Source organism: Streptococcus parauberis NCFD 2020 (genome assembly GCF_000187935.1).
GTDB classification, from domain to species: Bacteria; Bacillota; Bacilli; order Lactobacillales; family Streptococcaceae; genus Streptococcus; species Streptococcus parauberis.
The window spans coordinates 1,879,360-1,890,000 of the sequence record NZ_AEUT02000001.1 but is presented as its reverse complement, the minus strand read 5'-3'; the positions used below and the strand labels follow the sequence as shown (position 1 = coordinate 1,890,000).

Annotated in this window: 12 protein-coding genes and 6 tRNA genes; 12 read left to right on the top strand and 6 right to left on the bottom strand. The window is 31.2% G+C overall.

Annotated features, from left to right (window positions below):
* The first annotated feature begins 11 nt into the window (after positions 1-11).
* The 6 genes from SPB_RS09435 to SPB_RS09410 all read left to right on the top strand — a co-directional run bounded on the left by SPB_RS09435 (position 12) and on the right by SPB_RS09410 (position 531).
* Positions 12-84, top strand: a tRNA-Phe gene (locus SPB_RS09435).
* 20 nt (positions 85-104) lie between these two features.
* Positions 105-185, top strand: a tRNA-Tyr gene (locus SPB_RS09430).
* A 5-nt stretch (positions 186-190) separates the two neighbouring features.
* Positions 191-261, top strand: a tRNA-Trp gene (locus SPB_RS09425).
* An 11-nt stretch (positions 262-272) separates the two neighbouring features.
* Positions 273-345 (top strand) — tRNA-His (locus SPB_RS09420).
* Between the two features lie 8 nt (positions 346-353).
* Positions 354-425, top strand: a tRNA-Gln gene (locus SPB_RS09415).
* A 22-nt stretch (positions 426-447) separates the two neighbouring features.
* Positions 448-531: transfer RNA gene (locus tag SPB_RS09410), tRNA-Leu, on the top strand.
* Between the two features lie 70 nt (positions 532-601).
* Here the strand turns inward: SPB_RS09410 and SPB_RS09405 are convergent.
* From SPB_RS09405 to SPB_RS09380, 6 genes are all read right to left on the bottom strand, one after another.
* On the bottom strand, positions 602-1,747 hold the full coding sequence (locus SPB_RS09405) for a hypothetical protein (protein WP_003105689.1): 1,146 nt from the start codon (positions 1,745-1,747) through the stop codon (positions 602-604).
* 64 nt (positions 1,748-1,811) lie between these two features.
* The gene (locus SPB_RS09400; protein ID WP_003105687.1) at positions 1,812-2,945 is read right to left on the bottom strand and encodes a tyrosine-type recombinase/integrase; all 1,134 of its coding nucleotides are present in this window, start codon (positions 2,943-2,945) and stop codon (positions 1,812-1,814) included.
* 4 nt (positions 2,946-2,949) lie between these two features.
* Positions 2,950-3,144, bottom strand: a complete 195-nt coding sequence (locus tag SPB_RS09395; RefSeq protein WP_000562208.1) for a DUF3173 family protein — start codon at positions 3,142-3,144, stop codon at positions 2,950-2,952.
* 68 nt (positions 3,145-3,212) lie between these two features.
* On the bottom strand, positions 3,213-4,559 hold the full coding sequence (locus SPB_RS09390) for a Rep family protein (protein ID WP_003104234.1): 1,347 nt from the start codon (positions 4,557-4,559) through the stop codon (positions 3,213-3,215).
* 350 nt (positions 4,560-4,909) lie between these two features.
* Positions 4,910-5,269, bottom strand: coding sequence for a hypothetical protein (locus SPB_RS09385; RefSeq protein WP_003105117.1), 360 nt, complete (start codon positions 5,267-5,269; stop codon positions 4,910-4,912).
* A 13-nt stretch (positions 5,270-5,282) separates the two neighbouring features.
* Positions 5,283-5,825, bottom strand: coding sequence for a hypothetical protein (locus SPB_RS09380; protein WP_003105510.1), 543 nt, complete (start codon positions 5,823-5,825; stop codon positions 5,283-5,285).
* 67 nt (positions 5,826-5,892) lie between these two features.
* Here SPB_RS09380 and SPB_RS10920 point away from each other — a divergent pair, with 67 nt between their 5' ends.
* The 6 genes from SPB_RS10920 to SPB_RS09350 all read left to right on the top strand — a co-directional run bounded on the left by SPB_RS10920 (position 5,893) and on the right by SPB_RS09350 (position 10,518).
* On the top strand, positions 5,893-6,300 hold the full coding sequence (locus SPB_RS10920; protein ID WP_003102719.1) for a helix-turn-helix domain-containing protein: 408 nt from the start codon (positions 5,893-5,895) through the stop codon (positions 6,298-6,300).
* Between the two features lie 82 nt (positions 6,301-6,382).
* Positions 6,383-7,651, top strand: coding sequence for a S41 family peptidase (locus tag SPB_RS09370; RefSeq protein WP_003103760.1), 1,269 nt, complete (start codon positions 6,383-6,385; stop codon positions 7,649-7,651).
* A gap of 116 nt (positions 7,652-7,767) precedes the next feature.
* Positions 7,768-8,604, top strand: a complete 837-nt coding sequence (locus SPB_RS09365) for an AraC family transcriptional regulator (protein ID WP_003104627.1) — start codon at positions 7,768-7,770, stop codon at positions 8,602-8,604.
* Between the two features lie 161 nt (positions 8,605-8,765).
* Positions 8,766-9,542 (top strand): class I SAM-dependent methyltransferase, encoded by a 777-nt coding sequence (locus tag SPB_RS09360; RefSeq protein WP_003104976.1) that lies wholly within the window; start codon positions 8,766-8,768, stop codon positions 9,540-9,542.
* A gap of 9 nt (positions 9,543-9,551) precedes the next feature.
* Positions 9,552-9,998 carry an ASCH domain-containing protein gene (locus SPB_RS09355; RefSeq protein ID WP_003105839.1) on the top strand — a complete coding sequence of 149 codons (447 nt, stop codon included), beginning with the start codon at positions 9,552-9,554 and terminating at the stop codon, positions 9,996-9,998.
* A gap of 133 nt (positions 9,999-10,131) precedes the next feature.
* On the top strand, positions 10,132-10,518 hold the full coding sequence (locus SPB_RS09350) for a helix-turn-helix domain-containing protein (RefSeq protein WP_003103291.1): 387 nt from the start codon (positions 10,132-10,134) through the stop codon (positions 10,516-10,518).
* Positions 10,519-10,641: the final 123 nt, after the last annotated feature.

Sequence of the window (10,641 nt, the reverse complement as noted above, 5' to 3'; positions counted from 1 at the left end):
GATTTGTTGATGGCTCGGTAGCTCAGTTGGTAGAGCAATGGATTGAAGCTCCATGTGTCGGCGGTTCGATTCCGTCTCGCGCCATAAAATTTAATATTTTACTTGGAAAGATAGCGAAGAGGCTAAACGCGGCGGACTGTAAATCCGCTCCTTCGGGTTCGGGGGTTCGAATCCCTCTCTTTCCATCCTAACGGGCATAGTTTAAAGGTAGAACTAAGGTCTCCAAAACCTTCAGTGTGGGTTCAATTCCTACTGCCCGTGTTTGGAATATGGCGGGTGTGGTGAAGTGGTTAACACATCAGATTGTGGCTCTGACATTCGTGGGTTCGATTCCCATCACTCGCCTATTTTTTTGGGGTATAGCCAAGCGGTAAGGCAAGGGACTTTGACTCCCTCATGCGTTGGTTCGAATCCAGCTACCCCAGTTTTTAAATGAAAATTTTAAATGCCGGCGTGGCGGAATTGGCAGACGCGCTGGACTCAAAATCCAGTGTCCTCACGGACGTGCCGGTTCGACCCCGGCCGCCGGTATACTTATAAAGACAAGGTTTAATGACCTTGTCTTTTTTGTTTTAATTTAACATTTTTTATTACATGGTACCTAAAGGTTACCTTTTTCAATTCTTAATTGATTTAATGTCAAAAAAAATCCATATGCTAGAATTGCCTTTTTTACTAGTAAATCTGTGATTTTTTCATCTTCTACATGGCCATTCATAAATAAATTTCTATTTAGTGGTATATAACCATTGTCTATTGATGTTGCTACTAAAGGATCTTCTGAAAAATCTCTATATATGTTGAATTTGAGATATTTTTTAGGATCTTTTTCTTTAAGTTTTAAAATTTGATTCAATATTTCTTTCAAATCATCATTAGTTGTTTCAGTTAAGATTTTCATATATTCTTGAACTGATTTCATTTGTGTAGTCCTATTTTTAATAGTTTTTGTTGTGTATGAAAATCTAAGCTGATGCATACAATGTTCTATTCTCTCGAAACAGAATAGTATAATTAATTTTTTATAATTAAATTCATACAATGTCTTTATTTGCGCAACCTCATTTTTGGTTTCTTCAGTTTCTGGAATTGAATCATATACAGTAAAATTTATTGATTCTAGATATTCTAATAAGTGTGACAAATAATCATCAGCTTCTTCTTGTGAATTAAATTCTGATGTAATTGGGATTTCTTTTAATATTTGTAAAGGAAGATATATATCATATTCTAGACAAATCGGTATTTTTGATTTGTTTATTAAATCTAACTCTTCAATAATTTTTTTAATATCTATCTTGTGTAAAGTCTTAATTGTATTTTCAAAGATATTACTGTTAATTATTTTTTGAGTTTCAAATTTTAGTTTTGGTATATTCAACTGTTTTATTATTTTAGAATCTATATTAATTGAGTTTTTGGGAATATTATTTTTGTAAAAATTTTTTGGTATGTTAAATAAGTTTGTATTGTTGTGGTTTAATAGATTCTTATTGTATAGTAAGGCAGTATTTTTAATATTACTAGTATCAATTATATTAATATAATTGTTTTTCAACATTTTCCCATGTATCATATTTTGTCTTTGTAATTCAGTGTATAGACTTGTGTTAACAAACTGACTGGATATTTTACTAAAGTTATTTAGATTTTTGGAAAGTGAAGTATTTTTCAGTATTTCATTTAGGTTTAAATTATTATGATTATTTTTAGAATTGCCATTTACTTGTTGTATATCTTTTCCCATTTTTTCTCCTTTTTTTCATTATATAAAAAAGAACTATTAAGATAAATAGTTCTTTGAATTTTAATTAATATAAATCGTCTAATTTGTCAGCAATTGATTTTTGTTTGCTGGGATATAGATGGGAATAGGTATCAATTGTAGTTGTGATAGAGGCATGTCCTAAACGTTCTTTTACAACTAGGTAATCTTCTCCTTGATTAATCAATAATGAAGCGTGAGAGTGCCTAAAATCATGGATTCTTATTGTCTTTAAGTTGGGATCTCTTTGAAGTATTTGTTTAAACTTTTTATCAATCATATTTTTAGTAACTGTTACCGGTGTTGACTGAATTACTTGCAAGTTTTGTGTTGAATTGGTAAATTGACTGAGTATTTCACCTTGCTTGTTTTTCCACTCTTTCAGTGTATTTAAGAGTTTCTGATTTAAAGTAATATACCTTGTTCCAGCTCTTGTTTTTGTACTATTAACATGGTTGGTTTTATGTACGTAGTAAACGGATTTAGTAACATGAATAGTAGAGGTATAAAAGTTTATATCATTCCAAGTTAAAGCAAGGATTTCTCCCATTCTCATACCAGTAAAATATGCCAGAGTGAAAAATAAATTATATTGATATTCATCCTCAGTAATTAAACTTTTGAATTTTAAATATTCTTCAATTCCCCAAAAATTTAATTCTGGTTTTTTTATAGGTAATTTTCTTAAATTTTGACAAGGATTTTTAGTGATTAATTCATTTCTTATACCAGAATCAAACATTTTTTTTACTAATATCATTATTTTATTGATTGTATTATTACTTAGTTTTTCTTCACTATTTTGTTTAGTACTTTTTTCCTTCAGTGACTCTCTAAATCTGTAGATATGTTCATATGTTAATTTTTTCATATCTACTTGTTGAAAATATGTCTTTATATGTCGGTCATAGTTGTTCCTTTGAGTCGTTAAGTAACTAATTTTTCTGTGATTCTGATTGTCCTCTTTTTCAAGCATTGAAAATAACATATCACTAGTTACAAATGTGTCTCTGTTCTTTTCTTTTAATTCAACAACTCTTAAGTGATACTCCAACTCAATAGCATCTTTTTTGCTTTTTAGTCCTTTTCTAACTATACGAATTCTTTTAAAAGTTACAGGATCTATTCCGCCAGAAACATCAACAGTCCAAGTCCCATTCTTTGCTTTACGTACTGCCATGGCTTTATACCTTGGAAGTTAGTTTTAAATCTAATAATTCCTCCGCAATTGTTGCAGGTATAGTTCCAATCCGTTTATTGTCATAAACATAGAAGCCACGTTGAACGAGGAGGTGTTTCCCCTTACGAATAATGGAACGTGAGGTTCCTTCTGAAAAACCTAAGGCTACTAAATCATCTTTTGTTACGGTTGCTATCATGTGTATTCTCCTTAATAACTATGGTATAATTAAGGACAGGTTGAGGAGTTCCAGCTCCTCGGCTTGTCCTAAGCGTTTCCTTTTTCTCTAGCGGGATTTTGGGGACGCTTTTTTATTTGTGGTAAAATGCGAGGAAGAATATGTTCATCTAAAACACGATTAATAAAATCTGCTTTATTGTCAGTGCAATAGATATCTTCTTCCCCAAAGTGTAATTGAATCTCTTGATCATATCCCATTTGGTAATAATCGTTATAGCTCAATTCTTTAACTTCTGATAGATTATAAAATCTATCTTTTTCTTTGTCGTGATTTCCTTTTTTCTTAGAAATCTCTAGAACGTTATTAAACCGTCTGATATACTGGTTTAAATCTTCATTTTGAATCTTTCCAAAGAAAGACTTAAGAGACTGATAATTGGTAATCACAATCAGTCGACCAATAACCAATTTATTCTTATAGCGCGCAGATAGGTAAGACTTGTTTAAAGGATCTAAAAGTTTTAACCAGTCTGCTGGCAATAAGCTATCAGACCTTGGGTCATCTAAAAGAATAACCTCTTCACCAAAATACTCATCAAAAATATTCTTAGCACCAGCACTGTACATTTTCCAGTTGAGACCTTGTTCTTTAGCTCTCTTGATAATTTCTTCAATCACTTCAAGTGCTAGTGTTGTTTTTCCAATTCCAGAGGAACCATGCACATAAATAATTGTTGGCTTGAACTCACCATTCTCTAACTCCCTTAAGGTTCGTTTAGAAGCTATCTTGCCATAAGCTCTAAAAGCTTCATCAAGTCTTGTTTGATTATAAGACCAAAGAAAGGTTAACTCTTCGTCCGCAAAGATGTCATCTTCTGTTAGATTACCATTGATAATTTCTTGAAATACTTTATCCAGACTTTCGTCTGATTTTTCTCTTTTGGCAACAGCATAGCGCTTCGAAAAGTCTGCTCTGTTATCCTCAATGAAGGCCACGTAGTCAAATGTTCCAAAAGTTTCCACTTCGCTAGGAGCATACTGATGTTTATCAGGACTCTTTGCGTGAATTAAATAAGCTTTGGAATTTACCTTACCATATTTCCCTTGACCACTAGGTTCAATATATTGTGGTAAGAGACCAAGAGTACTAGCTAATACAGATAAGTCTCTACGACTGGCAAATTCAATATAAGCATGGATATGAGGCTCTACTGGCTTAATACCATACTTGATATCTTTATCATGAACAATAAAAGCGACCTTTGCTGGAATGTCTTCTTCAAGGGTTTTAATCCGACGATGAATTTCTTGGAAGATTTTTGTCTTATTCCTCTCCCAATTGGAAAATAATGCCTTTTTATCATCTTCCCAATCCCAATATTCCGCATGTAATTGTTGCTCAAAGATATAAGTTGTTGTTCTTTTTCGGCTCATTTGACTCCTTTCTAATGAATTTTTTTATTATTCTTGGGCAAATTAGTTTAATTTGCCCATTAATTTACCCATCAATTTGCCCAATATTTTCAAGGATTCTTGATTTTTCGAAAATCGCTGAAATCATTGGTATTATTGGGTTACACACCATTCTGTCGACAAGCCCTGAATGGTGTGCCCGTCATAATTGAACATTGGGCAAATTAAATCCTAGAAAACTCTTTACAAAATCAATCTAAGATTTTCCATTGTTGTTCATGCGGACACGTTTCTCACTCCCTTACGAGCTATGACTTTGTCGTCTCGCTCGTAGTGAGTGAACTCTCCGCACTCACATGAAAAATCTTTGATTATTTAGCAGGTTCCTTAGCTAATGAAATCCCATCTGCCTTTGCGCTTAACTCTAGCGAGACAAATTCGGAATTTTTGGCAGTACGTGTATACATACCAACATTAAGATTAGTAAAGGTAACAGTAGCAGATCCTAATTCAGCTAATTTTTCACTTGAAATCAAAGGAACTTCACCGTTTGGGTTTGGAACTTTAACAGCAACTTTCTCATAACGTAAGCGAGGTAAGACAATAACATATTTCCAACCAGCATGTTCACGGTCATTCCCTTTGTATTCAAACCATTCTTGAACCTCGACTAATTGGTAATCTTTTTCTTCCCAATTCTTCACTGCGATATCAGTATTTTTTAAACTCATAGTTTTCTTCTTTCTATTTTTTCCATTTTGAGAGGAAAGTTTTATCTTTTTTCTCTTCTAGTTGATCTAACCGTTCACTAAGAGTGGTTAGACGTTGCGATAAAGAATGATTCTGTTTCCCAAGTGATTGGATTAATAACAAGCTTTTCTTTTGATAAGCTTGAAAGTCTTTTCTCAAGTCAGCAATCATTTCTATTGAATCTTGTTCGAGCTGGGTATCAAGGTCACCCCAAACCTGTTTGATAGCTTGATCTAAGTTATTAGTTTTATTAACTAAACGATTTACTTCGATAAACTTAGATACTTCGTCATCAGTAAACTCATAAAAGACTTGTGTTGAATAGCGACTAACTTTATGTTTAGCTTTCTTAAAACTATATCCAGAAAGCTTTTCTATTCGTAAACGCCATTTCTTAATAGTAGATACTGATTTGCTTGTCTGTTTTGCGATTAACTTGTAATCAATATGATTTTCCTCGATATTAAATTGAAATTTAATTCTTTCTTTGTTATAATCTTTATAAAGTTCAATTATTGAACAAATCCATTCTAACATTTAAAATGGACATAAGTCAATAAAAAAAGTTCAAAAAAAGAACATTTTATTAGAAGGTGGTTTTATAATGTCAAAATTTTCTACGAGATTAAAAGAACTTCGTAAAGAAAAGAAGATTACTCAACAAGATCTTGGGAATGCAATTGGAGTCAGTCGAGTTACAATTACAAAATGGGAGAAAGAATATATTGAACCAAATATCTCACAAATTACTGATTTAGCCATCTTTTTTGATGTAAGTATCGACTACTTAACAGGGAAAACTGATTTAGATTACAGTAAATTAAACGCTGAATCTGTATTAAAAATGCCACAGGAAGAAAGAGAAAAGTTTATCCGACAAATTATTGATCATATTCTATTAACAATACAAGTATCTAAACAAAAAGGTGTATCAGAGACTGAGATTGAAAGAATATTAGTCAAAAACGGAATTGAAAAAGAAATAATAGAGACTTTACTTAATCAATTGTAGTCAGCTTCAACTTTGCTTATTACAGTATTGTCAATGATTACTTGTAGTAATAATTAATAAAGATAAAATTTGAGGATGATAAATGAAAAAAATAGATATTTTTAAGGAAATCATAAGAATTATGACAAATGATTCTTCTACTAAAAAGGACATAAAAGGAAAAAATCCAGATTTATTTCTAAATGAGATAAATGAAGAAATGTCCGATGATGAATTCTACTACTTAGTTCGATCATATTTAGCTAGTTTTGGAATAATTGGACATGTCGCTATTTCAAAAAAGGAACTTGATTTATCTTTTTTAAGATTAAAATATTATAATGGTTTACTATATGTTATTGATTCAGATGCTGAAACAAATTTGCTTAAAGGTGATCAAATAACATATATTGATGGTCTATCAATATATGACTTTTATTTAAAACATAAATTATTTTTTGTTCAAACGAATGAGGAAAGACGGTACATGGATTGGTCCTATTTTGTTAAAAAATCAAAACAAATTACCATATGTCGCAACTTCAAAGAAGTATTAGTCATATACCAACCAGTTAGTAATGAGAAGAAACGAATATTGTTTGAAAGTAAATGGATTGAGAATGATATCTTTTATATGAGAATGGATAATTTTTTTGAAGAAGATAAGATCTCTCAATTATATAAAGAATGCGAACAAGCTTTATCTTCAGCAAAATATTTGATCATAGATGTTCGTCACAATCAAGGAGGAAGTGATTCACTCTATTTTCCATTGTTTAAATATGCTTTACCAGAGGGTAAAGGATTTAATGATCTTAATATTGTAGATGACTTTGATATGGAAATCCTTTATACACCTTTTAATACAGAACAAAGATTAATATCGTTCACTGAACAATTAAATGATCCTGCAACTAGTCAAGAAACCAAGGATCTCATTAATAATTTTAAGGAAGAATTGATAACTAATGAAGAAAAGGGATATGTTAGATATCCAAGTGATATTTCCTCGTTTTTACCAGAATTAAAAGGAATTTCAGTCAGCCCTAAACAAATATTTCTTCTTTCTGATGTTTATTGTGGTTCTTCAGGTGAAAATTTTGTAGAAATGATGAAATGGATGCCTAAAGTGACGGTTGTGGGAAGAGCAACAATGGGCATTCTAGACTACTCTAATTGTTCTAGTGTTGAATTTGCAGACTATATATTAACTTATCCAACATCTAGAAGCCTTTCTATCGATGTAGGAAAAGGAATGACTAATAAAGGGGTGATACCAGATATTGAAATACCTTGGACCCAAAAACATTTAACTGAGGATATTGATCTAAAATATATAATAGACTTGATAAAAGACAAAAAAGGTAAATAGTTATAAGGAAGTCTTAATTCAAAAAAAAGTATTCAGCTGACAGTTATTATTTGTACTAAAATTATTGGGTTTTGAATCTCTTTATCTGATAAACTCCTATTTGAGAGGTGATAAAAATGATGCATCAATTTAACAAAACAATTGACTATTTAGAAAGTACACTTACATCGGAAGTTGATTTTAAAAAATTTCAAAACATATCAGGTTATTCATATCCTCTATTTAGTAGAATTTTTTCAATTCTCTCAGAGATTACATTGGCAGAATACTTGAGAAATAGAAAACTTACACTAGCTGTAGATGATTTGTTGAATACTGATCAAAAAGTAATTGACATTGCTTTGAAATATAATTATGATTCAGCTGATGCTTTTAGTTTTGCTTTTAAAAAGTTTCATGAGAATTCACCCTCAGAAGTTCGAAAAGGGAAAAACTATAAGTTATTTTCTAAAATGAAATTAGCTTTAAAAGTAATAGGAGGAAGTCAAATGAATATTAAAATAGAAACAAAACCATCCTTCAAAGTAGCTGGCATATTAAAAGAAAACATTGAATCTAATCAATGTCCAAGTACATGGGATGAATTATATAGTAAATATAGTTTTGATCAATTAGAAAGTTTTGGAAATGGTCAGTCATTAGGTGTTTGTTATGAGAATGAGGGAAATGATAAGATTAATTATATGGCAGGATATAACGTCTTGTATGACGCTAAAGCTAGAAATTTAGGACTTGATATCTTAGAAGTTAAAGAAACTGAGTATGCAGTAGTTCCAGTTAAAGGATCAGTCCCTGATTCCATTCATCAGGCATGGAAATATCTGCTTGAAGAATTTTTCCCAGAAAATGGCTACAAACATTCAGGGTTACCAGATTTTGAAGTATATACCGAAAATGATATTCATGATCCCAATTATGAAATGGAGCTTTGGGTACCAATTAGTAAACAATAAAAATGTAGATTATTAAAATTCTTAAGAAAGATTTCTTAGGGATTTTTTGGTATTCGAATAGTCTGTGCTATAATTATAGTAATTTGACGAAAGGAGGTAAAATTATGAAAATAAATAAAGTTGGAGGTTTGCTTTTAGTTTAACCTCCCAAGGAGAAAAAAATGAAAGCTTATATTGATCATAATCAAGAAAGATGGGATAGGGTTTCTAGTAGACAAGGTAACCCATATACAATTCCATACAGTCACGAAGAATTACAAGCATTAAAAGATAAACCAATTGAAGTAGCTCTTACAGTTGGGAAACTAGTGCCGTTAGGCTGGTTTGAAAAAGCCAAAGGTAAACGTTTATTAGGATTGGCTTGTGGTGGTGGACAGCAAGGACCTATGTTTGCTATGCATGGTTACGATACTACCATTATGGATTTTTCGGAATCTCAGCTCTCTAAAGACGTAGAAGTAGCAAAACGAGAAAATTTACATATTAAAACTGTACAGGCTGATATGACCAAACCATTCCCTTTTGAAGATAATAGTTTTGATATTATTTTCTGCCCAGTTTCAAATGTCTATATCGAAAATTTAGATAATATGTATTCAGAAGCCTACCGTGTTTTAAGAAAAGGTGGTTTATTAATGATTGGATATATGAATCCATGGATTTATATGTATGACGGAGATGAGGTTTGGGATCAACCTGAGAAGGAATTATTATTAAAATATAGCCTTCCTTTCAACTCAAGACTTTTAGAAGAAGAAGGTCAACTAACAATTGACCCAGAATTTGGATATGAATTTAGTCATACTTTAGAAGAACAAATTCAAGGTCAGCTGAAAAATGGCTTTGCTATGATTGACTTTTATGAATCAAAAGATAGTAGAAATCGCTTAACTCAGTTTGGCTCAGATTATATAGCTAATCTATCGATTAAGCTATAGGAGGGAATTGTGGAAAATAGTAAAGTTGAAGATTACTGGCAAAAGTTTAAGTCTGAAAAAAACATAAATAATAATCACTATGATGCTTGGCAATTTGGTTTTGATGCAGATTTGTTAGGTGGATTAGTGGTTGAGGGAAAGAAAACGGCAACAGCAAGTGCACATGTTTTTTATGGCATTGAACAAGAGGATTTACCAAAAGTTGACGATTATAATATAATATTAGACTCACAAGATAATCCACTTTGTATCACAAAAACGACTAAAGTAAATGTTATTCCATTTAACCAAGTTAGTAGTGAACATGCATATAAAGAAGGTGAAGGGGATAGATCACTAGATTATTGGAGAGAGGTACATAAAACATTCTTTACTAATGAGCTGAAAAAAATTAATCAAGACTTTCAAGAAGATATGGAAGTAGTCTGTGAAGAATTTGAAGTAGTTTATAAATAATTAATTCGTGTTTGCAATTAATAGTTTTGGTTTGCTACTTATAATTTCACATTGCAATTATTAAGTTCTTTAACAATAAAGCATTAAATGTTATTATTTATCCATCATAGATAGTAGTAAAGAAAGGTACCAAATGAAGCTAATTTTCTCACAACAACTCGTAAAACTAAGAAAAGAAAAGCATTTTTCTCAAGATGAACTTGCGGAGAAACTTTTTATAAGTAGACAAGCAATATCTAAGTGGGAAAGAGGAGAAGTAACACCTGATTTAGCTAAGATTGAACAAATTGGTGAAGTTTTTGGTGTAACAACAGAATTTCTACTCTTTGGGAAAAATTTTGAAGATACTTGGGGTGTTGAAAGTTTCAAGTATGAAGAGTTTCAAAATATTGCGGATGAGAAAAAGGAAGAACGGTTTGATAAACTTTTAGACTTATTTCGTTCATATTGGTGGTTATTATTTCCTTTTAGCGGTTTATTATTTGCACTTATAGAAGAAATCGGAAAGCTCTTAAATTAATAATGAAATGTCTCTACATAAAGTAATAATTTTGATATGCGATAGTTAATAGTTATTTGGAAAGAGGACTAATGCCAAATAAATAGAAGAAAGAAATGTATCTAATAGAATTAAAATAATTTA

What these genes read in the sequence shown, in the direction of transcription:
- SPB_RS09405 (WP_003105689.1), bottom strand. Translation starts at nt 1,747, where the DNA reads ATGGGAAAAGATATACAACAAGTAAATGGCAATTCTAAAAATAATCAT.
- SPB_RS09400 (WP_003105687.1), bottom strand. Translation starts at nt 2,945, where the DNA reads ATGGCAGTACGTAAAGCAAAGAATGGGACTTGGACTGTTGATGTTTCT.
- SPB_RS09395 (WP_000562208.1), bottom strand. Translation starts at nt 3,144, where the DNA reads ATGATAGCAACCGTAACAAAAGATGATTTAGTAGCCTTAGGTTTTTCA.
- SPB_RS09390 (WP_003104234.1), bottom strand. Translation starts at nt 4,559, where the DNA reads ATGAGCCGAAAAAGAACAACAACTTATATCTTTGAGCAACAATTACAT.
- SPB_RS09385 (WP_003105117.1), bottom strand. Translation starts at nt 5,269, where the DNA reads ATGAGTTTAAAAAATACTGATATCGCAGTGAAGAATTGGGAAGAAAAA.
- SPB_RS09380 (WP_003105510.1), bottom strand. Translation starts at nt 5,825, where the DNA reads ATGTTAGAATGGATTTGTTCAATAATTGAACTTTATAAAGATTATAAC.
- SPB_RS10920 (WP_003102719.1), top strand. Translation starts at nt 5,893, where the DNA reads ATGTCAAAATTTTCTACGAGATTAAAAGAACTTCGTAAAGAAAAGAAG.
- SPB_RS09370 (WP_003103760.1), top strand. Translation starts at nt 6,383, where the DNA reads ATGAAAAAAATAGATATTTTTAAGGAAATCATAAGAATTATGACAAAT.
- SPB_RS09365 (WP_003104627.1), top strand. Translation starts at nt 7,768, where the DNA reads ATGATGCATCAATTTAACAAAACAATTGACTATTTAGAAAGTACACTT.
- SPB_RS09360 (WP_003104976.1), top strand. Translation starts at nt 8,766, where the DNA reads ATGAAAGCTTATATTGATCATAATCAAGAAAGATGGGATAGGGTTTCT.
- SPB_RS09350 (WP_003103291.1), top strand. Translation starts at nt 10,132, where the DNA reads ATGAAGCTAATTTTCTCACAACAACTCGTAAAACTAAGAAAAGAAAAG.